Source organism: Alicyclobacillus contaminans DSM 17975 (assembly GCF_000429525.1).
GTDB lineage: Bacteria > Bacillota > Bacilli > Alicyclobacillales > Alicyclobacillaceae > Alicyclobacillus_A > Alicyclobacillus_A contaminans.
Genome location: NZ_AUCA01000029.1, coordinates 1 through 24,476, shown reverse-complemented (window position 1 = coordinate 24,476; position 24,476 = coordinate 1). Strand labels below are relative to the sequence as shown.

General features: G+C 58.1%; 22 protein-coding genes and 3 riboswitches. Of the genes, 16 read left to right on the top strand and 6 right to left on the bottom strand.

Features of this window, described 5'->3' with window-relative positions:
- Positions 1-50: 50 nt before the first annotated feature.
- Entirely contained in the window at positions 51-1,256 is a 1,206-nt protein-coding gene (mtnK, locus tag G463_RS0111470; protein ID WP_026975273.1) for an S-methyl-5-thioribose kinase, read from the top strand.
- Between the two features lie 45 nt (positions 1,257-1,301).
- Here mtnK and G463_RS0111465 read toward each other — a convergent pair whose 3' ends face one another.
- On the bottom strand, positions 1,302-2,441 hold the full coding sequence (locus G463_RS0111465) for a trans-sulfuration enzyme family protein (RefSeq protein WP_051322230.1): 1,140 nt from the start codon (positions 2,439-2,441) through the stop codon (positions 1,302-1,304).
- Positions 2,431-3,597, bottom strand: a complete 1,167-nt coding sequence (locus tag G463_RS0111460) for a trans-sulfuration enzyme family protein (protein WP_026975271.1) — start codon at positions 3,595-3,597, stop codon at positions 2,431-2,433. The genes G463_RS0111465 and G463_RS0111460 overlap by 11 nt, the downstream gene beginning before the upstream one ends.
- A gap of 115 nt (positions 3,598-3,712) precedes the next feature.
- A riboswitch (SAM riboswitch) is annotated at positions 3,713-3,821 on the bottom strand.
- Between the two features lie 257 nt (positions 3,822-4,078).
- Between G463_RS0111460 and G463_RS0111455 the strand changes: the two genes are divergently transcribed.
- The 6 genes from G463_RS0111455 (at position 4,079) to G463_RS20120 (ending at position 10,819) form a co-directional block, all read left to right on the top strand.
- Complete coding sequence (locus tag G463_RS0111455) at positions 4,079-4,777, top strand: phosphoadenylyl-sulfate reductase (protein ID WP_051322229.1); 699 nt, start codon at positions 4,079-4,081, stop codon at positions 4,775-4,777.
- A gap of 80 nt (positions 4,778-4,857) precedes the next feature.
- On the top strand, positions 4,858-5,643 hold the full coding sequence (locus G463_RS0111450) for a sulfite exporter TauE/SafE family protein (protein WP_026975269.1): 786 nt from the start codon (positions 4,858-4,860) through the stop codon (positions 5,641-5,643).
- 84 nt (positions 5,644-5,727) lie between these two features.
- Entirely contained in the window at positions 5,728-6,897 is a 1,170-nt protein-coding gene (gene sat, locus G463_RS0111445) for a sulfate adenylyltransferase (protein ID WP_026975268.1), read from the top strand.
- Positions 6,890-8,590: an NADPH-dependent assimilatory sulfite reductase hemoprotein subunit gene (locus G463_RS0111440; protein WP_026975267.1), complete on the top strand. Its 1,701-nt coding sequence runs from the start codon at positions 6,890-6,892 to the stop codon at positions 8,588-8,590. The genes sat and G463_RS0111440 overlap by 8 nt, the downstream gene beginning before the upstream one ends.
- A 52-nt stretch (positions 8,591-8,642) precedes the next feature.
- On the top strand, positions 8,643-10,025 hold the full coding sequence (gene cobA / locus G463_RS20125) for a uroporphyrinogen-III C-methyltransferase (RefSeq protein ID WP_051322228.1): 1,383 nt from the start codon (positions 8,643-8,645) through the stop codon (positions 10,023-10,025).
- Positions 10,022-10,819, top strand: a complete 798-nt coding sequence (locus G463_RS20120) for a sirohydrochlorin chelatase (protein WP_051322227.1) — start codon at positions 10,022-10,024, stop codon at positions 10,817-10,819. Before cobA ends, G463_RS20120 begins: the two co-directional genes overlap by 4 nt.
- Before the next feature lie 111 nt (positions 10,820-10,930).
- Here G463_RS20120 and G463_RS0111425 read toward each other — a convergent pair whose 3' ends face one another.
- Positions 10,931-11,812, bottom strand: coding sequence for a bifunctional 5,10-methylenetetrahydrofolate dehydrogenase/5,10-methenyltetrahydrofolate cyclohydrolase (locus tag G463_RS0111425; protein ID WP_026975266.1), 882 nt, complete (start codon positions 11,810-11,812; stop codon positions 10,931-10,933).
- A gap of 89 nt (positions 11,813-11,901) precedes the next feature.
- A riboswitch (ZMP/ZTP riboswitch) is annotated at positions 11,902-11,986 on the bottom strand.
- A 53-nt stretch (positions 11,987-12,039) separates the two neighbouring features.
- Complete coding sequence (solA, locus tag G463_RS0111420; RefSeq protein WP_026975265.1) at positions 12,040-13,248, bottom strand: N-methyl-L-tryptophan oxidase; 1,209 nt, start codon at positions 13,246-13,248, stop codon at positions 12,040-12,042.
- A 310-nt stretch (positions 13,249-13,558) separates the two neighbouring features.
- On the opposite strand from solA, the gene qoxA reads away from it, so the two are divergent.
- From qoxA to G463_RS20110, 8 genes are all read left to right on the top strand, one after another.
- Positions 13,559-14,473 (top strand): cytochrome aa3 quinol oxidase subunit II, encoded by a 915-nt coding sequence (gene qoxA, locus G463_RS0111415; RefSeq protein ID WP_051322234.1) that lies wholly within the window; start codon positions 13,559-13,561, stop codon positions 14,471-14,473.
- 60 nt (positions 14,474-14,533) lie between these two features.
- Positions 14,534-16,456 carry a cbb3-type cytochrome c oxidase subunit I gene (locus G463_RS0111410; protein ID WP_051322233.1) on the top strand — a complete coding sequence of 641 codons (1,923 nt, stop codon included), beginning with the start codon at positions 14,534-14,536 and terminating at the stop codon, positions 16,454-16,456.
- Positions 16,453-17,103 carry a cytochrome o ubiquinol oxidase subunit III gene (gene cyoC / locus G463_RS0111405; protein ID WP_026975262.1) on the top strand — a complete coding sequence of 217 codons (651 nt, stop codon included), beginning with the start codon at positions 16,453-16,455 and terminating at the stop codon, positions 17,101-17,103. Before G463_RS0111410 ends, cyoC begins: the two co-directional genes overlap by 4 nt.
- Positions 17,103-17,432, top strand: coding sequence for a cytochrome o ubiquinol oxidase subunit IV (locus tag G463_RS0111400; protein ID WP_051322226.1), 330 nt, complete (start codon positions 17,103-17,105; stop codon positions 17,430-17,432). The genes cyoC and G463_RS0111400 overlap by 1 nt, the downstream gene beginning before the upstream one ends.
- 125 nt (positions 17,433-17,557) lie before the next feature.
- Entirely contained in the window at positions 17,558-18,478 is a 921-nt protein-coding gene (gene cyoE, locus G463_RS0111395; protein WP_026975260.1) for a heme o synthase, read from the top strand.
- Positions 18,471-19,502, top strand: coding sequence for a COX15/CtaA family protein (locus G463_RS21805; RefSeq protein ID WP_026975259.1), 1,032 nt, complete (start codon positions 18,471-18,473; stop codon positions 19,500-19,502). The genes cyoE and G463_RS21805 overlap by 8 nt, the downstream gene beginning before the upstream one ends.
- Before the next feature lie 233 nt (positions 19,503-19,735).
- Positions 19,736-20,185 (top strand): cyclic-di-AMP-binding protein CbpB, encoded by a 450-nt coding sequence (gene cbpB, locus G463_RS0111385; RefSeq protein ID WP_051322225.1) that lies wholly within the window; start codon positions 19,736-19,738, stop codon positions 20,183-20,185.
- A 251-nt stretch (positions 20,186-20,436) separates the two neighbouring features.
- Positions 20,437-20,611, top strand: a riboswitch (Lysine riboswitch).
- Positions 20,612-20,818: 207 nt separating this feature from the next.
- Complete coding sequence (locus G463_RS20110) at positions 20,819-22,210, top strand: amino acid permease (RefSeq protein ID WP_084171588.1); 1,392 nt, start codon at positions 20,819-20,821, stop codon at positions 22,208-22,210.
- A 192-nt stretch (positions 22,211-22,402) separates the two neighbouring features.
- Here G463_RS20110 and istB read toward each other — a convergent pair whose 3' ends face one another.
- Positions 22,403-23,182, bottom strand: a complete 780-nt coding sequence (istB, locus tag G463_RS0111375) for an IS21-like element helper ATPase IstB (RefSeq protein WP_026975257.1) — start codon at positions 23,180-23,182, stop codon at positions 22,403-22,405.
- Positions 23,176-24,126 carry an IS21 family transposase gene (istA, locus tag G463_RS20105; RefSeq protein WP_084171584.1) on the bottom strand — a complete coding sequence of 317 codons (951 nt, stop codon included), beginning with the start codon at positions 24,124-24,126 and terminating at the stop codon, positions 23,176-23,178. Before istA ends, istB begins: the two co-directional genes overlap by 7 nt.
- A gap of 81 nt (positions 24,127-24,207) precedes the next feature.
- Between istA and G463_RS0111365 the strand changes: the two genes are divergently transcribed.
- Positions 24,208-24,476 (top strand): transposase (locus tag G463_RS0111365; RefSeq protein ID WP_026975256.1); only part of this gene is annotated, 269 nt, incomplete at its 3' end.

Here is a 24,476-nt window from a genome sequence, read left to right as displayed (position 1 = left end):
GTGGCTGCTAAGGGAGGTCCTACAGGGGATGGTCAAGGAGGATGGCGGTCATGACGACGTGGAACACGTACACTGCACTGACCGAAGCGGATGCGGTGACTTATTGCAGGCAGCTTGGGCTATTTGCTGCAGAGGACACCTTACAGGCAACGGAAATCGGAGATGGAAATCTGAACCTGGTATTTCGCGTGGAGAGTCGCCAATCAGGCCGCAGTGTCATTATTAAACAGGCGCTGCCCTATGCGCGCGTTGTCGGAAGCGCCATGCCGTTGACGCTGGAGCGGTCGCGCATTGAAGCGGAGGCGTTGAAGATACAGGGGCAACTGTGTCAGGAATGGGTCCCAGCGGTCTATCACTACGACCCCGTACTGGCGGCAACCGTGATGGAAGACCTGAAGGGGTTTGAGGTCCTGCGCAAGGGCTTGATGCGCGCGACCATCTATCCCCGATTTGCGCGTGGCATCGCGCATTTTCTGGCAATGACGCTGTTTTGGACGTCCGATTTCGGACTCGCGCCGTCCAAGAAAAAGGAAATGGTGGGGAAGTTCCTGAATCCAGAGCTGTGCAAAATCACGGAGGACTTGGTGTTCACCGAACCGTATTACGACCACTCCAACAACCACTATGATGCGGAGATTGAACAGACGGTCCAGCGTCTGCGCGCGGATCGCGTGCTGTTGGGGGAGGTGTTTCAGCTCAAGTACAAGTTCATGACCGAGGCGCAGGCACTCGTGCACGGCGATCTGCATACCGGCAGCATCATGGTGCGGGCTGACGCAACCAAGGTGATTGACCCGGAGTTTGCTTTCTACGGACCCATGGGATTTGATATTGGTGCGGTGGTGGCGAATTTGCTGCTCAGCTACTGTGCGCATCAGCGGCGGGCGCAGGATGCGGCCTTTTTGCAGTGGATCCGCACGGCGATTCGGGAGCTGTGGACCACTTTTACACAGACGTTCCGGCGCCTGTATGAGGAAGCGGGCAGCGGGGCATTCCCGCACTTTCCTTATTTACTGGATACGTTCTTGCAACAACTGCTGCAGGACGCCACGGGTTTTGCCGGATGTAAAATGATTCGGCGCGTCATTGGCCTGGCCCATGTGGCCGACCTTGATTCCCTTCCGGCGGAAGAGAAACACCAGGCGGAAGTGCTGGCGCTGCAGGTGGGGCAACGGCTGATTCGAGCGCGGTCCATGGTTGAGCGCGTGGACGATGTGCTGGCGCTGTTGGATACGTGCACCTTGACTGTGGAATAGGGTGCAAAAAAAACACTGTCCCGCGCAGGGGGCAGTGTTTTTCATTCACAGCGCGTGTAGCGCGCTGTCCAAATCTTCGAGCAAATCCTCCACAGCTTCAACACCGACCGACAGTCGGAGCAGGCCGTCGGAGATGCCGAGGTGGTCCCGTTGCGACTGCGGCATGGCGGCGTGGGACATGCGCGCGGGATAGGAGAGAATGGTCTCGGCGGCACCGAGACTAACGGCGAACAGCGGCAGTCGAAGGCGTTTCGAGAATTCTCGCACCTCGTTCGCTCCGCCGATGTCGAACGAGAGTACGGCGCCGGGGCCGCGCGCCTGACGCCGGTGGATGTCCGCGCCGGGATGGTCAGGCAGTCCCGGATAGAACACGCGCTGCACCTTCGGGTGCTGCTGGAGATACGCGGCGATGCGCGCCGCGCTCTCCTGGCTCTGGCGCATGCGCAGGGGCAGCGTCTTCAATCCGCGCAGCAGGAGCCAACTGTCGTGGGGACCGAGCACGGCGCCAAAACCATTTTGAATGAGGTAGATTTCCGACGCCAGCGCATCGTCCTGGCAGGTGGCCACACCGGCGATGACATCCGAGTGGCCGCCGATGAACTTCGTCGCCGAATGCACCACCACATCTGCCCCGAATTGATGCGGGTTTTGCAGATAGGGAGACATGAACGTGTTGTCCACAATCGTCATCAGCCCATGCGCCTTCGCGATTTGGATGGCGCCAGAAAGGTCCGTGATGCGTAGATTGGGGTTGGATGGCGTCTCCAGATACAGCGCGCGCGAGTTTGGACGAATGGCGTGGGCGATTTGGTCCAGGTCGGTGGCGTCGACGAACGTGGTTTCGATGGAAAGGCGGCGAAATACCTGGGTGAGCGCGCGGTAACTGCCTCCGTACACGTCCTCGCACGCAATGACGTGGCTGCCGGCGGGCAGCGTGAGCAGCGCACCGGTGATGGCCGCCATTCCTGAACTGAATGCAAAACCGTGACGCGCACCTTCCAACTCGGCCACCGCCCGCTCCAAGGCAGCACGGGTCGGGTTGCCCGACCTCGCGTAGTCGAAATCAGGGGGCTGATCCAAATCCGACCAATGAAAGGTGGACGTCTGGTAGATGGGCACCGATGCCGCACCGGTGTGCGGGCAAAATTCCACGCCCGTATGCAGAGCCAGGGTGTCAGGCCTCATGACTCATCACTCCTTGCACGGCAACTTGAAGGGCTTGATTCAGGTCGGTTATCAGGTCATCCACGTTCTCCAGTCCCACCGAGAGTCGCAGCAGTGTGTCCGTCACGCCGAGCCGCTGACGGATGGATTCCGGGATGTCCGCATGCGTTTGGCGCGCCGGGTAGGTCATCAAGGACTCCACGCCGCCGAGGCTCTCGGCAAACGTGATCACCTGAAGATTGGCAAGCAGGGGCGCGACCCACGCTGCGTCGGGTACTTCAAAGGAAATCATGCCGCCGAATCCGCCCGCCTGCAGGGCGTGCACTTCCCGCCCCGGGTGATCCGCCTGTCCCGGATAGTACACGCGCGACACCAACGGGTGTTGGTTCAGCCAATCCGCCAACTTGCGGGCGTTGAATTCGTGTCGATCCATGCGCACGTGGAGCGTCTTCAGTCCGCGCAGCAACAACCAAGCATCCTGAGGGCCGAGCACCGAGCCCACGGAATTTTGGATGAAATACAGTTTCTCCGCCAGGTCTTCGGACCGAACGACCAGCGTACCCGCGAGGACATCGTTGTGTCCACCCAGATACTTGGTGGCAGATTCCACCACAATGTCCGCGCCCAGTTCCAGCGGACGCTGGAAGTACGGCGTCATGAACGTGTTGTCGACAATGAGCCAGGCGCCGTGCCGGTGAGCCAAATCGGCCACGGTTCGGATGTCGGTGATCTTCAGCGTGGGATTGCTCGGGGTTTCCACAAACACGGCGCGGGTGTTGGCCTGCAGATGCTCCGCCACCATGCGCACGTCGGAGGTGTTCACGTATGTGGCATCAATGCCGAGCGGACGAAGCAACTGCTCAAACAGTCGGTAGGTTCCTCCGTACAGATCATCGGACAGAAGGACGTGATCTCCCGGTTGGAACAAGCGCGCCAGCGCGTCGATGGCGGCCATGCCCGACGCAAACGCGAAGCCGCGCGCGCCGCCGTGCAGTGAGGCGATGGTTTCTTCCAGAACAAGGCGGGTGGGGTTGAGCGTGCGGGTGTAATCGAACCCGGTGGACGCGCCGAGTGCGGGATGCGCATACGTGGTGGCGTGGTGAATGGGGGTGGAGACGGCCCCCGTCAACGGATCTCTGCGGTTGCCAGCCTGTGAACATCGGGTGTCGATATGCATGGTTCTAAGCCCTCCTGTGGAACTGGGTGGGACCTTTCCAGAGCAACCATTTGGAGAAGTGAAAACCCACTCCCGAGGGAGTGGGTTCGTCAAGCGGACGCAGACAAAGGCACTCCTCTCATCTCTCAGGCCGCTTGCGCTGCCTGCAGGAATTAGCACCTCTCCGGGTAACCGGTGGTTGCTGGGCTTCATTGGGCCAGTCCCTCCGCCGCTCTGGATAAGAGTTTCACCGATTTAATTGGATGTTGATGAAACTATATCATTGCCCGTATTTTTCGTCAATGAAACGCTGTCAATGGAGTGCACGGAGGTCGGATTTTTCCTCGCGCGATTTGCGCGTTCAATGATGCGTCAAATGACCCGGTACGTGCGATACTGCGGTGTTTTTACACAAATTCCGATTGACAAACCAGACAATTCAACAGTACGATGTCAGTCAGATAATTTGTGATAGTAAACATCCGAAGATGAGGTGGTTGCATTGACGACCGGCGTTTTGGATACAGAGACGATTGCGCGTTTGGCGGACACGTTGGAGACCGCGAGCCCTGAAAAAATTCTGGAGACCGCCGTTCGCGAGGTTCCCAATATCGCGTTTGCCTGCAGCTTCGGTGCGGAAGATATGGTTCTGCTCGACATGCTGATGAACATTGCGCCTGCGACCACCGTGTTTTACCTGGACACCGACGTTCTGTTTCAGGAGACCTACGACCTGATTGACCGGGCGAAAGAAAAGTACGGGATTCCCAATCTGTTGCGGGTGCGTCCGAAACTGACCCTCGAAGAGCAGGCAAAGTTGTACGGAGAAGCGCTGTGGTCTCGCGATCCGAACCAATGCTGCAACCTGCGCAAAGTGGAGCCGTTGACCGAAACGCTGGCGAAATTCGACGGTTGGATCACCGGTATCCGCCGCGATCAGGCGCCGACCCGGGCGAACGCAAAAGTGTTCGAATGGGACGCCAAGTTCCATTTGGTGAAGGTCAATCCGCTCGTTCGCTGGACGCAGGATGACGTGTGGACCTATATTCGCGCGCAGAATGTTCCGTATAATCCTCTGCACGACCAAAACTACCCGAGCATCGGATGTCTGCACTGCACCAAACCGGTGGAACCGGGGGCCGATCCGCGCAGTGGCCGTTGGGCCGGTTTCGCCAAGACCGAATGCGGCCTGCACAAATAACCACGCCGACAACCCACTGCGCCTGAGGTGACAATCCCCCCGAAAGTGGGGCGCACGGTGTTGTGGATGGGGGATGACTGTTGGATATCAAAATTGCACTGGTCGGTTTCGTTGTCGGCGGGCTGATTGGACTCACTGGCATGGGCGGCGGGTCAGTGATGACTCCCCTCATGGTTCTCCTTTTGCACATGCATCCCACGGTCGCTGTGGGGACAGATTTGATGTATTCCTCCATCACCAAGGTGGTGGGGTCCATTCAGCACATTTATCAGAAAACCGTGGACTTTGTGGCGTTTCGCTGGCTGGCGCTCGGCAGTGTGCCGGGAGCTCTGCTCGGCGCGGGTGTGATTGGGCTCCTCATTCACTACTATCCCGCACAGGAAGTGAATACCGTCGTCGGCCGAATGCTGGGGGTTGTCTACATTTTGGCGCTCGCCGCGATGGTTTGGCGGTGGTTCGCACGAGAGCGAGGGGTGGCCGCCGCACAGGAGCACGACCCAGCGGCCCGTCCACAGCGCCATTGGCGGTTGGCGGGGTTTGGATTGGTGGCGGGGGCGGTGGTCGGAATGACGTCCGTCGGCAGCGGCAGCCTCTATGTGGCGCTGCTCGGCTTGCTGTACCCAATTTCTGCCGCGAAGTTGGTGGGGACGGATATCCTGCAGGGTATGTTGGTCACGGGCGTGGGCGGCCTGGCCCACCTGATGTTCGGAAACGTCGATTTGGGCATGGTCCTCATGCTGCTGTGCGGATCCATCCCCGGTATTTTGGTTGGCAGCAGAATGACGTTGAAAATGCCCGAATGGGCTGTGCAAACCGCCATCGTCATGATGCTCGGTTGGTCGAGTTGGAATTTGCTCGCCAAGTGAGCGACTTGTTATAAACACATAACGGTTCACACATCCGTACAGGCGAGTACCTGTGCAAGAAGGCCACGGAAGGGGATTTTCGACATGGGTTTGATTGCGCCACATGGTGGACAACTGGTTCAACGGCAGCTGACGGGGCAGGCTCGGACGGAAGCCCTCCGTGAAGCGGCCGGTTTGCGAAAAATCATCATCAGCAACTGGACGCGCTCGGATCTGGAGTTGATTGGCGTTGGCGTGTTTTCTCCGCTCACGGGCTTTGCCAACGAGGAGGACTGGAAACGGATTGTTGAGGAAATGCGGTTGGCGAACGGGTTGGTCTGGAGTATTCCGGTGACCCTTCCGGTGCCGGAGGACGTCGCCAAGTCGGTGAAAGTGGGCGAGACCGTGGCGCTGGTCGGCGAGGACGGTGTGACGTACGGAACCCTGCAGGTGGAGGATGTGTACGCTGCCGACAAGCGGTTTGAAGCGGCTGGCGTGTACGGAACAACGGATGAGGCGCATCCGGGCGTTGCGCGGCTGCTCAAGCAGCCCGGGTACCACCTGGGAGGGCCCATCACCTTGTTGAATCGCAAGCAGCCGGAGGAATTTGCTGAGTTTTATCTCGATCCGGTTCAGACCCGAGCCGCCTTCGAAGCGCGGGGCTGGCGGACTGTGGTGGGATTTCAGACGCGGAATCCCGTCCACCGGGCGCACGAGTACATCCAGAAGACCGCCCTCGAAACGGTCGACGCCCTGTTCCTCAACCCGCTGGTGGGTGAGACGAAGGCGGATGACATTCCGGCGGACGTCCGGATGCGGAGTTATCAGGTATTGCTCGATTTGTACTATCCCAAAGACCGAGTGTTCTTCGCGGTATACCCGGCGGCGATGCGGTACGCGGGACCGCGTGAGGCGATTTTCCACGCGCTGGTGCGGAAGAATTTCGGCTGCACCCACTTCATCGTAGGGCGCGATCACGCGGGCGTTGGCAACTATTACGGCACGTATGACGCGCAGCACATTTTCCGCAACTTCTCACCGGAAGAGCTGGGCATTCAACCGATGTTTTTCGAGAACAGTTTTTACTGCGAGAAGTGCGACGGGATGGCTTCGGAAAAGACCTGTCCGCATGACGCGCAGTACAGATACATTTTGAGCGGGACGAAGGTTCGCCAGATTTTGCGATCCGGTGAACGCCCCTCTCCGAAGTTCACGCGGCCGGAGGTGGCGGACGTCCTGATTGAAGGACTCGCGGAGGTGAAGATGGGTGTCTGAGCAGGATGTTCAGAAGTTGTCCAAGGTGGAGCAAATTAAAGCCGACAGTCGTCACCTTCGCGGAACGATTGCCGAGGCGCTGCAGGATGGGACCACGCACTTTTCGGAAGAGAACGTTCAGGTGCTCAAGTTCCACGGGGTGTACCAGCAGGACGACCGCGATTTGCGCAAGATCCTGAAGAAAGAAGGGAAGGAGCGCGCGTACACGATGATGGTGCGCGCGCGCATCCCGGGCGGCGTGTTGAATGCGGATCAATATCTGCAGTTCGATCGGCTGGGAGACATGTACGGCGGCGGCAGCCTGCGCATCACCACGCGCCAGACGTTCCAACTTCACTACATTCTGAAGAGCAATTTGAAAGAGACCATCCGCGGCATCAACGAAGTTCTGCTGACAACGCTCGGCGGTTGCGGCGACCAGGTGCGGAACACGGTTTGCTGCGCCGCACCGCATCACGGGGCCTTTTACGACCAGGTGCGCGAGGATTTGCTCTCCGTGGTCAACGCAGTGTCGGCGAAAACGAACGCGTATCACGAAATCTGGCTGGATGGACAAAAGGTCGATTTGGGGAACGATGCGGAGGAAGAGCCGCTGTATGGCCGGACCTACCTGCCGCGCAAGTTCAAGATAGCGTTCACGTACGAAGGAGACAATTGCTGCGACGTGTACTCCCATGATATCGGTGTGGTGGCGCATCGCGACGGTGACGCGGTGGCCGGTTACACGCTGATTGTCGGGGGAGGCATGGGGCGGACCGCGAGCGACAAGAACACGCATCCGGCGCTCGGCCAGCCGCTGGCGTTTGTCACGCGGGCGCAGCTGCTCGATGTCTGCACAGCGATTGTGAAAGTGCAGCGCGACTACGGAAATCGCGTGGACAGAAAATTCGCGCGCATGAAATATCTGATTGAGAAACGCGGACTGGACTGGTTCCGCAGACAGGTGGAAGCCTACTACGGCGGTGAACTGCAGCCTCCGCGCGAATTGAAGTGGGAATCGTCCGCGGACCATCTGGGTAGTCACCGAGATGAGTCCGGCAAGGCGTACATCGGCATTTTCGTGGAGAACGGGCGGCTGCGCGATACGGCCGCAGTGCCGTTGAAGTCGCTGCTTCGCGACATTGTGGCAAAGTACCGCCCGGTGATTCGACTCACCACACAGCAGAATATGATTCTGTCGGAACTGACGGAATCACAGGTCCGGGAAATCGAAGAAATTTTGCGCGGCGCGGGTGTACCGCTGGCGGAGGAACTTCCGCCGTCGCGGCTCGAGTCCATGGCCTGTGTGGCGCTGCCAACCTGTGGGTTGGCCATCGCGGAATCGGAACGGGTGTTTCCGAAGGTAATTCGCGAATTCGAAGCGATGCTGCAGGAACTGGGGCTCGGCGACACGCCTGTGAGCCTGCGCATGACCGGCTGCCCGAACGGATGCGCCCGCCCGTACATCGCGGAAATCGGCTTTGTGGGCCGAGTCATTGGCAAATACGACGTGTTTCTCGGAGCGAGCCCCGACGGCAGCCGTATGAACACGCTGTTCAAGGAAATGGTTCCGCTGGCGGAGCTCGCATCGACCTTGCGCCCTCTGTTGCAGGCCTATGCGGCGGAACGGCAGCCCGGTGAACGGTTTGGGGATTACTGCCACCGCGTGGGGTTTGATCGGCTGCACGCGCTGGAGACCCTTTCCGTCAGCTGATGACCGCAACGACAGGGGCGTCGGAGGAATGTTTGCTTAGGAGGGGAATTCCATGCCCATCGGTTGCGTGTACCTGGTCGGCGCAGGGCCGGGCGATCCCGGGCTGTTGACGGTCAAAGGCAAGCGGTGTTTGGAACAGGCGGACGCCATCGTGTTCGACCGCCTCGTTTCACCGCGCTTGCTCGGGTATGCGCGGCCGGACGCCGAGTGGTTTGATGTCGGCAAGGCGGCGGCTGCGCACACGCTGCCGCAGGAGGAGATCAACGCTCTGCTCGTCCGACTCGCCCGCGCGGGAAAGACGGTGGTTCGGCTGAAAGGCGGAGACCCGTTCGTCTTCGGACGAGGGGGTGAGGAGGCGGCCGCACTGTCGTCGAGCGGCATTCCCTGGCAGGTGGTGCCGGGCGTCACTTCGGCGATTGCCGCACCCGCGTATGCGGGCATTCCTGTGACGCACCGCTCGGTATCGCCCTCTTTCACGGTGGTGACGGGGCATCGTCCAGCAGGTGAAGAGGGGCCGGACTGGGGCGCGCTGGCGACTCTGGACGGCACCCTGTTGATTTTGATGGGCGTCCGGCAGCTTCCGCGAATTGTGGATGAGTTGCTGCAGCACGGAAAACCGGCAGAAACCCCGGTGGCGCTGGTTCGATGGGGCACGCGTGCAGAGCAGGAAACCCTGGACGGCACATTGGCGAACATTGTCGACAAGGTGCGCGCGAAGCAGTTTCAGGCGCCGGCCTGTATCGTCGTCGGCCCTGTGGTGGCAGAGCGGAGAACGCTGCAGTGGGCGGAAGCCCAACCGCTGTTTGGGCGCCGTTTGGTGGCGGCGGCGGAAACTCGGCGGGCCGCCGACGACCTGGCTGTGCAACTGGAAATGCTGGGCGCGGAAACGGTCGCACTGGCGGTGGAGGATGTGATGACGCTGGAGTCCGCCGCGCTGGCGAACGCCGTTTTGGAAAGCGCGAATGCGCCGGCCGTGTGGGAATTCCACACGGCGCTCGGGGTGGCGTGCTTCTTCAGGACATGGCGCGCGGCGGGACTGGATGTGCGAAAGTTGGCCAACGTGCGGTTCTCCGCCAAAACTGAAGCTGCAGACGCAGCCCTGCGGCAGGAGGGGATTGTGCCGGATTGGGCGCCTGGGGATGGTGAACTCGCTGGGATTGTGAACTCCACGCTTCAGGACCGTTCTGTTCCTGTGTTCTCCGACCATCCGGACGCTGCGGAAGAGACCGCGGCTTCACGAGATGTTCGGATTCGATGCCTGCCCTGGACCATGGTCGCCGGGCGTTCGTTGGATGCGCGGACCCAGGAGTGGCTCGCGGGAGGATTCGACGCTTTGGAGTCCGCCACCCCGTTTGCACAAAGGATTATTCATAACTGGCTTGCCGACAGCAACTGCAGTCGCGCGCCGCTCGTCGCAGGTGGCGTGGGGGGATGACTGTGCGCACGTCTGTACTCTTTCTCGGGCACGGCACCCGCAATCCCGCAGGCCAGGCGGAATTTCTGCAACTCAAGGATCTTGCCATGGCGCATGCGCGGCACATCCTTGAAGCCAAATCCGAGGCTCTGCCGGTGTCTGTGCACCACGCCTACCTGGAGTTGGCCCGGCCGGATGTGGTTGAGGGGGTTCGCGCGTGTCGAGCGGACGGAGCCAGCCGATTGCTGCTGGTTCCGATTTTTTTGTTTGCCGCTGGGCACCTGAAGCGCGACATTCCCCATGAATTAGCGTCCGCGCAGGGGCTGTTGGACGGCGTGGCCGTGCGTATGACACCACCGCTGGGCCATCAGGACGCGTTACTCGACGTCGCGTACGAACGGCTCGAGCAGACAGGATTCACTCGGCACGCGTCCGGCACGGTGGTGTTTGTCGGCCGGGGCAGCCGCGATGAACAGGCGCAGGCGATGTTTGAGACGATAGCTCGTCGCGCGCAGGAGCGATACGGCATTCGTCGACTGGAAACTGCCTATCTCGCTGGGACCGGGGTTATGCTGGAGACGGTGCTCGCGCGCGTGGTGGCGGACGGTGAGCGGTCCATCTGGGTATGGCCGTATCTGTGGTTCCAAGGGTATTTGACGCGGACCCTGCCCGAGCGAGTGGAGCGTGGCTTGGCACAGGCGGGGGTGGCGGAGACGTCCGTGCAGACCCGTATTTCGCGTCCCCTCGGCGTCCATCCAGGCGTGGTGGAGTTGGTCGGGGAGATGGTGGCAGAGCAGTTGGCCGAGTGGCGATGAGTCGTGGCCCCTGCACGCCGCGGCGAAGCATGGGTGGCGTGTGGGGCTTGCTATGCAATGTACGAGGGCGCACGGAGCGCATGAACCCACAGGTTTCCGGCCGGGCCCCGCTCAGAGGCGCGCGGCCGGAACTGTTTCTCGCTCCTTATCCACCTGTTGAAGTTCGATGGCGCGCAGGAGATTGAGAAACAACTGTGCGGTGGTGACAGGACCAACGCCGCCCGGGGTGGGGGACAGCGCCGCCACACAGCCCGCCACTTCCGGCGCCACATCCCCGACAATGCGGCCGCCTTCAATTTCGTTAATCCCGGCGTCCACCACCACCAACTGCGGATGCACCATGTCCGGCGTCAACAGGTTTGGCTTGCCGACGGCGACAAATGCGAAGTCCGCCTGCTTCACGTGGTGGGCGATGTCCGCTGTACCGGCATGACAGGCGGTCACCGTCGCATTCTCTCGGAGGAGCAGGTGCAACAGCGGCATGCCTACGGTTTGACCGCAGCCGATGAGCGCGACGTGCTTTCCGGACACACTGTACCCATAATGCGCAACCAGCCGGAGACAGGCTTGCGGAGTTGCCGGGTAAATGCCCGGCTGGCCAGTCAGGTTGGCCTGGCGATTGAACGGGGTCAACCCGTCCACATCTTTCAGCGGCGAAATGCTGTCAATGATCTCGCGCGTGGGCAGGTAGGGCGGTAGCGGCAATTCCAACATGATGCCGTGAACCGCCGCATTCTCATTCAACCTACGAATCGTTTGCAATATCTCTCGGCTGTGAACCCGGCTGGGAAAGCGAATCAGTTCGAAGCAGATGCCCAACTTTTCAGCCAGACGCTGCTTTATGTGCGCGTAGTAGAGAGACGCGGGGTCGCCTTCCACCAACAGCGTGACAACTTTGGGCGTAACACCGTTCGCTTTATGTCTCGCGACTTCCGCGCGGATGTGTTTGTGCAGCGGCTCCGTCACGGGCCGTCCCTTGAGGCAGATGGTCATGGGGTCAGGCTCCCTTCTGAATTGGAATCTCCGGGCGTTCTTCATCCTGAAATGTTCCAAAATCACGACAAGGCCGCCCAGGCGTCACATCCATGCGCCCAGGCGGCCGGCTTTCAAACTGTCGCACTCCCCCGTGGTTTACCTCCACTGTGTCCGCCAGTCATGCGACAGGGTTTACCGATTCAGTATGTCTCCCTTTTGATGATAACAATCCGATTCAGCACAAATCAAGTGCGGCTGAATCTCCGCGCGGAAAATGGGCTCAGGTCCACCAACGGCGTTTCCTGGCACAGCCACATAGCCAACGCTTCGCCGACGGCCGATGCGAACTTGAATCCGTGGCCGGAAAAACCGGTGGCCAGAAACACGTGTGGATGCGTGGGATGGCGGTCTATCACGAAATGTTCGTCCGGTGTCATGGTGTACATGCAGACCTTGCCCTCCCGCAGCGGACCCGCGGCGCCGGGGAGGAACCGCCGCAGAAAGGTCTGCAGCTCTTCGTCTTCCGCGCCGCCGGCGTGGAACGTGCGGTCCACGGTGGCGGGCGTGCAGGGCGTACCACCATCGTGCCGCCCCACCTTCACCCCCTCGCCGAAATCGGGGAAGCCGTAGAACCAACCCGCGTCCGTTTCAAAACTGAACCCGGGAAAAGACGGTGCGGTGTAGCGCGACGCGTGTTCATCGTCAGCCGGGTGGTACCACGCGAACACCTTGCGGGTGGGCTGCAAGGGCACGGCCCAGTCTGGGATAAAGCGCTGCAATAACGCAGCCGATCCGGCTCCGGCAGAGATGAGCAGCTGCTTCGCGGACAACGCCGCACCGCTCCACACCATGCTGACGCCGTCATGGTGGAGGTGCAACGCATCCAGATGGCCTTCAAAGCGGGCGTCGGCCCCGGCGGCCAAAGCCAGTCGTTTGCCCGCCAGCAGCGCCCGTTCGTTGAAGAGCACGCCGCCGAGCGGATCGAAATGAGCCAGCATGTCCGAGGACAGGGCGAGTCCTGGCCACCGCCGCATCGCTTCCTCCGCGTCGAGCGTAGCGCCGGGAAGGTCGTGCGTGCGGACGCTATTCTCAATCTCACGGAGCGCAGAGCTGTGGCGGGGCATCACATTCAACACGCCGATGGGAGCGAACAGCGTGGCGGTTTCAGGTTGACTGGAGATGTGCGCGGGGGATTCGGACAGCCAATGGCGGTGCTCCGCTTCGAGTTCCAACCACAACTGGCGGGCGCGAAGGGCCAGTGGGACATAGGCGGTTCCTTCGCCGTAGGCGACCCGCAGCAGGCGGGTGCCGCCGTGGTGGCTGCCGAAGCTGTGAGGGGGTTCGCAGGTGTCCAGCAGCAGGACGGACTGTCCGCGCCTGGCCAGGTACAATCCAGCCATCAGCCCCATGGAGCCGGCGCCGAGGATGATGACGTCGTACGATGAATTGGGCAAAGGAACCTCCTCCTCGTTGCTGAGCCCTTCGGGCCAGCCATCATTCTATTTTTCTTCCTATATTGTGCGCCAATTTGACAGGATTGTGAACGGCATTGTGACCAGATCGTGAATTTGTGTCGAAACGCGCTGGCATGAGCCGAAAAGGGGGCGTATGCTGTGGTTTGCAAGGTTCGTTGTGACGTTTGTCACACCGACGAATGAGGGATCGGTGAACCCGAACAGCCTGAGAGAGATTGCGATTCCTGCTAGGAAAGGAGAGAGGGCAGTGCAACGAGGATTTCCTCCGCATTTCGGCAAACTCGCTACGATGGTTGCCGCGATGGCGGTTCTTCTGACTGGTTGCAGTCCGGAATACGTGGTGTTCAATCCGGTTGGACCGGTTGCGAAGACGGAACTTCATCTCATCATTCTGTCGACCATTTTGGTTGCCATTGTTGTCATTCCTGTTCTCATTTTGCTTGCGGTCATTGTGTATCGATATCGGGATAAGCCGGGCAACAACGCGCCGTACTCCCCGCAGTGGGTGGACAGCAAGAAGTTGGAAATCGTCTGGTGGGGAATTCCCATCATCATCATTGCCATCCTCGGGGCGTTCACGGCAAAGACGACGTTTTCGTTGACCAAGCCCCCTGAGAACAACGTGAAACCCATCACCATTCAGGTGGTCTCTCTCAACTGGAAGTGGCTGTTCGAGTATCCGGATCAAAAAATCGCGACGGTGAACTACGTCAACATTCCGACCGGCGTGCCGGTGCAGTTTGAGTTGACGTCGGACGCGCCGATGAACTCGTTCTGGATTCCGCAGTTGGGTGGTCAGGAATACACCATGCCGGGCATGGCGATGCGGCTGTGGCTGCAGGCCGACAAGCCGGGAACGTACAGCGGATATGGCGCGAACTTCAGCGGAGAGGGCTTCGCGCACATGAATTTCAAAGTCAACTCGATGTCCGAGGCGGACTTCACCAACTGGGTGAACCAGGTCAAGTCCTCATCGCCGGCGCTGACCATGGCGGGGTACAACCAGTTGAAGCAGGACAGCCTGGCGAAGCAACAGTCGTACTCTTCGTATCCGCCCGGTCTGTTCAATGACGTGGTCATGCAGAACGGCGGGCAATACATGTACAAACAACAGATGCCGGGAGCGTCGGACAGCACGGGGAACAGCTCCGGTTCGATGGACATGTCCAACATGGACATGGGCAACTCCGATTCTGGGCAATGACGAGAGGGGGAAGACGCTGTGAATCCAATTCCGCATTGGGGAATTTTTATCACGGAACCCATGATTCTGGGCTCTGACGTGATGATTGTCCTGGTCTCCGTCGCCATCGTCTTTGCGCTCACGAAGTTCCGGAAGTGGGGCTGGCTGTGGCGTGAGTGGCTGACGACCGTGGACCATAAGAAGATTGGCATTATGTATTTGATTGCGGCGCTGCTCATGCTGTTCCGCGGCGGTGTCGACGCGGAGTTGATGCGCACGCAACTGGCGCTGCCGAACATGACGTTTCTGGACGCGGAACACTACGATGAGATCTTTACGACGCATGGCACCATCATGATTCTGTTCATGGCCATGCCGTTCATCTTCGCGATGTTCAACATCGCTGTGCCGCTGCAAATCGGCGCGCGCGACGTCGCATATCCGTATCTGAACGCGATTAGCTTTTGGATGTTCTTCCTGGGCGCTCTGTTGTTGAACATCTCGTTCGTGATTGGCGGTTCGCCGGATGCTGGGTGGACCAGCTATCCGCCGCTGTCGGAGCTTGGCTTCAGCAATGGGCCGGGCGAAAACTACTATCTGTTGGCGCTGTCCATCTCCGGTATCGGGAGTATCGCGACCGGCATCAACTTCTTGGTGACCATCCTGAAGATGCGCGCGCCGGGAATGACGCTGTGGCGGATGCCGCTGTTCACCTGGTCGGTATTGGCCGCCTGCATTCTGATTTTGTTCGCTTTCCCGGCATTGACCGTGGCGTTGGCGCTGCTGCTGCTGGACCGTGCGCTCGGTGCGCATTTCTTCACGATTCTGCACGGCGGCGATCCTATGATGTTCATTAACCTGTTCTGGATTTGGGGTCACCCCGAGGTGTACATCGTGATTCTGCCCGCGTTCGGCATCTTCTCCGAAGTGATTTCGACGTTCTCGAAGAAGGCGACGTTTGGGTACGGATCGATGGTGTTTGCGCTGATGGCCATCAGCATCGTCGGTTTCCTGACCTGGGTTCATCACTTCTTCACGATGGGCTCCGGCGCGGATGTCAACACGTTCTTCGCCATCGCCACGATGGTGATTGCCATTCCGACGGGGGTCAAGGTGTTCAACTGGCTGTTCACCATGTACCGCGGCCGGATTCGCATGAGTCTGCCGATGATGTGGGCCATTGCGTTCATTCCGTGCTTCGCCATCGGCGGCGCCACGGGCGTGATGCTGGCGGTGGCTCCGGCGGACTACCAGTATCACAACAGCTATTTCTTGATTGCGCACTTCCACCAGGTGTTGATTGGCGGCACCGTGTTCGGCATGCTGGCCGGAATGTACTACTGGTGGCCGAAGATGTTTGGCTTCCTGCTCAACGAGCGGTTGGGTCGGTGGGCGTTCTGGTTCTTCAACATCGGCTTTTACGTCTGTTTCCTGCCTCAGTACGCGCTCGGCTTCATGGGGATGACGCGCCGCATCTACACCTATCCGTCCGGCCTTGGTTGGACGGTGCCAAACTTCATTTCGACCATCGGCGCGTATCTGATGGGCATTGGCTTCGTGTTCATGGTTTGGCAGATCATCTACAGCATCAAGTACGGCGAACGGGATTTGACCGGCGATCCGTGGGATGGCCGCACGCTGGAGTGGTCGCTGCCGTCGCCTGCGCCGCACTATAACTTCGCCACCATTCCGACCATCCAAGGGCGCGACGCATGGTGGCTGGCAAAACAGGGCGAGCTGAGCAAGGCGGACTTCCTGCCGGCGAAGGACGAGCTCAAGCCCATTCATATGCCGAAGAATTCCGGACGTCCGTTCATCCTGTCGCTGTGGTTCTTTGTACTCGGCCTGGGACTGACGTTTGGCGTGGTGCCGATGGACGTCATCGCGGGTATCGGCATTGCGTACTGCCTGTTCCGGAGGTCCTTTGAGTACGACACCGACTATTACATTCCGGTCGATGAAGTGATTCATACCGAATCGGCACTGGGGAGGTTGCAAGGATGACGACAACAGCACACGCTCCTGCAGAAAACCACCACGGCGCCGGCCACATCCACGTGGACTATCCGGATCGGCCAGTGGAGTACCAGACCGAAGACGGTGCCCTGAAGATTCTCGGTTTCTGGGTGTTTCTTGCGACGGACTTGATTCTGTTCTCCTGTCTGTTCGCCACGTTCATCGTGCTCCGTTCGCACGTGGACGGCGGACCGACGGGAAAAGAGCTGTTTGACATCCCAAGTTTCGTGGCTGAGACGTTCATTCTGTTGACGAGTAGTTTCACCGGTGGCTTGGCGACTTTTGAGATGCACCGCGACAAACGGAACCGGGTTGTGGGCTGGCTGATTGTCACGGTGCTGCTGGGTCTCTCCTTCGTGGGATTGGAAGTCAAAGAGTTTGTGCACATGGCAATGGACGGCGCGACGCTGCAGCGCAGCGCATTCCTGTCGGCGTTCTTCACGCTGGTCGGGACGCACGGCTGCCACGTGTCGCTCGGTATTCTGTGGATGACAGGGATTATCATCCAGTTGGTGCGGTTCGGTATCAATCCCATCACGGCGCGCAAGGTGTTCATCGTGAATATGTACTGGCACTTCCTTGACGTCGTGTGGGTGTTCCTGTTCACGGTCGTCTATCTGATGGGGGTGATGTGATGTCCGGTCAACATCCGTCCACGGCGCACGCGACGCCTTCGTTTCCGTGGCAATATGTGATTGGGTTTATCTTGTCGCTGGTGTTGACGGTCATTCCTCTGTGGCTGGTTCTGGATCACGTGTGGAAACCGACGCCGCTCGTCATCGGCATTCTGCTGTGCGCGGTGCTGCAGATCTTCGTCCAGTTGTTCATGTTCATGCACTTCACGCACGGAGACGGCAACGGTCCGGCGTACCAGACTGTGATTCTGTCGATTGGGTTTTTCTTCGCCATCATTTTCATCGGCGCGTCCATTTGGATTATGTCCTTCGGCTATCAGGTTCAGTAGGCGGAGTACTGAGCGTCGGTTGGTGAACGGCTGAGCGGAAATGCATCAGCCGTTCATCGCCAAATGTGAAGCAGCGCACATAGACGTCCCGGCTTTTTGAGCATACTGGGAAGGAGGTGTGGCGGATGGCGATAGCAAGAGCAGAATCGTTGGCGGTCAAGACAGCGGGGCAGGCGTCCGTGTGGACGGTGGTCAAAGCGTATGTGGAGTTGACCAAGCCGCGCATCAGTGCATTCGTGGTGTTGACCGCGTTTTGCGCGGCCATCGTTGCCGCGCGCGGCTGGCCCGGCTGGCACGTGATCATCGCGTTGGTGGTGGGACTGGGATTGTCCTCGGGCGGATCGGCCGCCATCAACATGTGGTATGACCGCGATATTGACCGGATTATGAAACGGACGGCCCAGAGGCCCATTCCGGCGGGCATCGTTCCGGCTCGGTCCGCGCTGATTTTCGGGCTGTGTCTCGGCGTGCTGTCCGTGGTGGTGTGCACCGTGTGGCTGAACCCGATGACCGCGGTGCTGTCGGCGGCGGGATTCGTGTACTACGCGGTGGTGTACACCATGTGGCTGAAGCGCAGCACCCCGCAAAATATCGTGATTGGCGGAGGAGCTGGCGCGGTGCCGCCATTGATGGGGTGGTCCGCGGTGACCGGACATGTGAGCATCGCCGCGTGGCTGATGTTTGGCCTCATCTTTCTCTGGACGCCACCCCATTTTTGGTCGCTGGCGCTCCTGAAGAACGAGGACTATCGGCGGGCGAACGTACCGATGATGCCGGTGGTGCGCGGGGTCCGCGCCACGAAAGTACAGTCGCTCGGATACGCACTGGCGCTGTGGTTGACCGGCTTGGCTCTGTACTTCAGCGCACCGTTCCACTGGATTTACCTGGTATGCTCCATTGTCGTCGGTGGGGGATTCCTCTGGGTGACATGGAAGATGTATCGCGAGCCGGACTGCGATACCGTCTGGGTGAGGCGCACGTTCTTCGCTTCACTGATGTATCTGCCGTTGATGTTTGCCGGAATGGTGGTGGGCACCCTTGTATAAAGCCATGCGGAATACATTGTCGGCCCAGTCGCCTGCCAAGGAGACGGCTGGCCACCGACGGAGCGCTGTCTATTGGTTGGCCGTGGTCACGCTCGTGTTGGAGTTTTTCGTGAACACCATGGGGTTCATCGATACGCGCACCAACTCGTCGGAGGGTATGGGGCGGGCGTGGCCGTTCAGCTCCAATGGTCTCCTGCCGGCTCATTGGCAACAGGCGGCCGCGATTGAATTCACGCACCGGGCGGTCGTGTTTGTGTTCATGGTGCTCCTGGTGACGGTGTCGGTGTGGGCGTGGCGCCGGTACCGGGCCTATGTGGAGGTCAAGGTGTTCATTTCGGTGGCCGTACTGTTCGTGTTGGCGGAAGCCGCGCTCGGTGCCATGGCCGTGTTGTTCGTGAATCCGCCCGCGGTGACGGCGACGCACATGGGGATTGCTCTGGTGTCCTTCGGTGCGGTCCTGTGTTTGACACAGACGATTGGACAGATTGATCAGAGCGGAGGCCCGGAAGCACGTCCGGCCCTGCGCGGTGAATTGCCGGACAAGGCGTTTGCCAGATGGGCGTGGTTCACGCTGCCGTATCTCCTGTTCGCCATCTATTTCGGCGCGTACGTGGCCAGCACGGGAGCCGGTGGTCGGTTTCAGGGTTGGCCGCTGCCCACTGAGACGTATCAACACGCCGGTGTTGCGTTTATCATCGATGTGACGCACCGGTCACTGGCGCTCGGATTGCTGCTGTTCATGGTGCTGCTGACGGTGAAATCATACCGGATGCGGGATGCGTATCCGCGACTGTTCCGTCAGTGCCGCACGTCTCTGATTCTGGTGGTTCTGCAGGCATTCAGCGGTTGGCTGTTGATTTACACAGAGTTGAGCCTGACCGCGTTTCTCATCCACGTTACCATTGTCACGTTCATGTTTGCGAGCATGTGCTCGGTCTGTGTTCGTTCGCTGCCCGAGCCGAAGCGACGCTTCGGCTCGGAAGACCCTGCCGGTGCCAAGGCACGCCGGGTCGCACACGTGTGATGTGATCAACAGCGCCGGAGGATGCCTCTCTGGCGCTGTTTGTTGTGGGCAAACGTCAAACGGGTCATGGAATTTCCTCCGGGATGAGACGGAGTTCAAGTGGATTCTCCGCGATGACCACAAGTGCCTTCCCCAGGGGAATGCGGTACAATAAATAGAGCGTGCAAGGGTCTGGGATTGTGGCACGCAGAATCTCTGAGTGCCGCTGCGTTAGGGGAAGGATGTGGACGTTTTTGACGGAGAACCGCATTGCCGAGCTTGTGCTGCGCCCAGTGACTTCACTCATGATTCGCGCTGACAATGTCGCCATTGTCAGTCCGTTTCATACGTTGGATCATGCGCTGCTCGTGTTGACGAACTCCGGCTACTCCGCCATACCGGTGTTGGATAGGGCGTCGGTTGTCCAGGGCACCATTCACACCAACTTGATCATGAACGCTGTGGCTGGTCTCAACGGGTACGAAATGGATTCGCTGCACGACCAGACTGTGGAATCCGTCATGAGTCGCGAAGTTCCCAGGATTCACAGTGGGGAATCGATGCTCAAGGCGGTGGAATTGATGATAAACCAGCCGTTTCTGTGCGTCGAGGACGACGCGGGCAAATTTGTCGGCCTGCTGACTCGGAAAGCAGTCTTGGGGACATTGTACCGCGGATTCCGCGAGCAGGGACTGCGCCCTTGACCGCCGGAAACCGCGCGGTGACGCACACCGAATGGATTCCGCTTTGAGGTGCAAAACAAGCACATGTCCCGTGAATACCGTGCCAATGGACAGAAGCATGGGCACGGTATTTTTACTGTCTTATTTCATAAGATAGTGCTGTGAAAGTGGCATGTCATTGCCCGCATGTATATTTACAGGGATACCTCAAGAAATATTTAACATTGACGCACAACGCATCTCTCGGAAATACTATCGAAGTATAAGTGAATAATTAGGATAGAGGCGCAGCCTTTAAGAGTACTATCACAGAGTGAAAGCGGCGATGAAGTGATAGGAAAGGAAATGCTGCCGAAGCGTATCGTGGGCGCTTTCACACGGTACAGCTGGGGTTGCACAGAATATGTGCAGCACTGCCACAAGGATTTGTGGAGAGCTATCATTCTTTGCTACGACACTCGTTTTACAAACGTGGGTCTTGCCAGCCTTGAGTGAAATGCTCAAGGCTTTTTTGCTCTCATCCTAAGGTTCTCACTTATCGTCGACATGAAACCGATGAGGAGGCACTCGTAGAAGATGGGACGACATACTTCGGAAACGGACAACAGAAGCAGTGAATCATTGCACCGAGGCTTGAGATCTAGACATCTGTCCATGATTGCCATTGGTGGTGCCATCGGAACAGGGCTATTCGTGGCGAGCGGGTCCTCCATCAGTACAGCCGGCCCCGGCGGTGCATTACTCGCTTACTTCGTCGTGGGCGTCATGGTGTATTTCGTGATGACCAGCCTTGGTGAAATGGCGAGCTTTCTGCCGGTATCAGGCTCATTCGAGACGTATGCTTCGAGATTTGTTGACCCTGCTTTAGGGTTCGCCTTGGGTTGGAACTATTGGTACAACTGGGCCATCACCATTCCTGCTGAGCTGTCGGCCGGATCTCTGGTGATGAAGTATTGGTTTCCCAACAGCTCTTCCATTCTGTGGAGTGCAATTTTCTTAGCTTTGTTGTTTTTATTGAACGTGATATCTGTAAAGGGCTATGGAGAGGGCGAGTACTGGGTTGCCGGTATTAAAGTGGTGACCATTTTGGCGTTTCTCGCCGTTGGTGTATTGATGATTATTGGCATTTTCAATGGTCACCCCGTCGGTTTTCATACATTCACACTTGGAGGAACGCCTTTTCACGGTGGTGTCCTTGCCATCTTCAGTACCGTCTTGGTCGCTGGTTTCGCGTTCCAAGGCACTGAATTGGTCGGACTTGCCGCAGGTGAGAGCGAAAACCCTGCAAGAAATGTCCCCAAAGCCATCAACCAAGTATTTTGGCGCATACTGATCTTCTATGTCCTTACCATTTTCATCATTGGAATGTTGATTCCGTATACCGACCCGAATTTATTGAAGGCCAGCGTCGACAATGTTGCCATCAGTCCGTTTACTCTTGTATTCCAGCGAGCTGGACTCGCACTGGCTGCGTCCGTCATGAATGCTGTCATTCTTACTGCTGTACTATCCGCCGGTAATTCAGCGCTCTATGCTTCGACTCGCATGTTGTGGGCATTGGCAACAACCGGGAAAGCGCCGAGACTATTTCGAAAGGTCAATGGCCGTGGTATTCCAATGAATGCTCTATACGTAAATATTCTTATTGGGTTCGCTGCATTTCTATCGTCCTTGTATGGTAATGGGGTCGTGTATACCTGGATGTTAAACGCCTCTGGACTTAGTGGCTTCTTGGTCTGGTTGGGAATCGCCATCAGCCATTATCGTTTTAGAAAGGCGTATGTGGCACAAGGTAGAGACTTAGAACAATTGGCTTATCGAGCAAAATGGTATCCGTTTGGTCCCATTTTCGCTTTGGTGTTGTGTACTACTGTCATCATTGGACAGGATTATAGTGGCTTCACCGGAGGAGCCATTCATTGGGCAGGGGTCGTGGCGACCTACATCAGCATTCCATTGTTCATCGCGCTGTGGTTAGGCTACAAGTTCGTCAAAAAGACAAAGATTGTTCCTTTACAGGAATGTGATTTTGATAGTCATCTGTAAGTCTCTTACTAAACAAGACCCAAGACAATGGGACTGTGTAGTGGAGAATCCATCGCCATACCAACCGACTTTTAGGGGACTATCCGTTCGCAGGGCGTCCCCTAAAAGTTTTTGCAGTATGAATGTTGTCAACGCCGGATTTAATTTGACCCGTTTCGCCGGGTTACTTTTGACCCACCCAGCGGCGTTGAATCAGGATGTCGTGACTGTCTCTCGTGGGGAGCTGTATACGCCTGCTCGGACCTTTTCTCGCAGCCTGTAGCTCTGCCCACGGATGTTTACAATGTGCCCGTGGTGGAGTAGCCGGTCGAGGACTGCGGAGGCGAGAACAGGGTCTCCAAACAGTTCTCCCCACTCGGCAAAGCTCTTGTTGCTAGTCAAAATAATGCTTCCATGTTCATAGCGAGTACTCACCAGTTGGAAGAATAGATTTGCTTCTTCTCGGCCAAATGGCCAGTAGCCTACCTCGTCAATCAGGAGGAGCTTCGGGCGCAGGTATTTGCGCATCCGAATATCGAGTTTGTTCTCCGCATGTGCCTTCCGTAGGTCTTCCAGAAGTTCTGTCACGGTCACGAAGTAGGCGGAATATCCTTCCTTCAATGCCCGCATGGCCAGCGCTACTGCCAGATGACTTTTTCCCACACCTGGAGGACCCAAAAACACAATGTTGAATGCTTCCCGGATAAAACCGAGCGTGGCAAATTCGTCAATGACCCGTTTGTCTACACTCGGCTGGAATGAAAAATCAAATTCCTCCAGTGTCTTTTGGTAGGGAAGACGGGCTCTTTGTACCTGTGTCTGTATATAGCGCTGCCGTCGGTGCGAAATTTCCTCTTGCAACAGATCCGCAAGAAATGCCACGTAAGTGGATTCATGCTGTGAGGCCATCTGTAAACGGGATTCCAGGATCTCGGCCGCCGTGTGCAGCTTCAACTCCGCCAATTGTGACCGTACTTTCTCCAGTTCTAGCATACGCCCACCTCCGCCAGCTGCTCGTACACCAAGAGTGAGCGTTTTTCCACGTCAGATTCTGCAACACGTACCGCAATAGCCTTCGGAGACACTCGACCCTGGGCGGCGGACAATCCCTCGTACTGACCTTGCAGTCGTACAAGTCCACCCCAACGGTCGGATTTGTCGTGGGTAGCGATGCATACACCTTCGGACCAGATTTCGATTTTCGCCCCTACTTGACGAACCAGAACAACACGTCCGCTGTATCGCCAAGGAACTCCATAGCGCACGCCATCCCAACTCACGAACCCGTCCATCGAGACTTTGCGCTCCTCACGGAGAAACTTCTGTAGCCGGTCAGGCGCCGGAAGAGGTTTCAATTCCTCATCCTTCATACGATCGCACGGTCGCTCTCCGGTTGTCCCGTGAATGCGGCGGTCTTGTTCTTCGCACCATGCCAGCGCTTGACGATTGAGATCCGCCATGCCTGTAAACCGCCGACCAGGCCAGAAGTTGTCCTTGACAAAGGCTACGCCACGCTCGACCTTGCCCTTTGTTTGGGGCATACGAACCTTGCAGAGCTTAGGTGTCAGGCCCACGGTCAGTACAAAATCTTCGAACAGCGGATGCCATTTGGGTGTTCCATCATCGTTTCGACCGATGACGACCGTCTTCATGTGGTCCGTCAAACCGAACTTGGGAACGCCATCGAAGTGCTCAAGAGCATGGATGAAGCAGCGCAGAAAACTATAGATATCGCAGCGCCGGGTGAATTCGACGTACATGGCACGGGAGTACCCAAGGACCATGACAAACACCGCAACTTTGCGCCTGTGGCCATTCTCATCCATCTCCTCGCAGAATCCCCAGTCAATTTGGGCCTGTTGGCCGGGTTTTGTTTCATACCGGATCTTTGCCTGCGGCTGGCGTGGCGGCCGATGTGGCCGGACAAACTCTTTAATTTGCGTGACGCCTCTTAAGCCCCGTAATCAGATTGGACAGAACCCTGGATCTGTAGGACACTAGATACAGGAGGTTGTTCAATGGTTAGGCGGAAGTTTTCGGCACAGTTTAAACAGCAGGTTGTTCAGGAGTGTCTTGAGACTGGGACAAGCGCCGTCGTTGCAAGGAAGTACGATATACGGCCGAATGTGGTGAATCGTTGGGTGCGGGAGTATAAGCAGAATGGCCATGTCTCTGCGTCGAAGCCCAAGGCTCCTGCGACTCATGTAACGGCCGAGGAGTATCAACAGCTATTAGCCGAGAAAAAGGAATTGGAAGCTAAGAATGAGCAGTTGGCGAGAACCCTCGG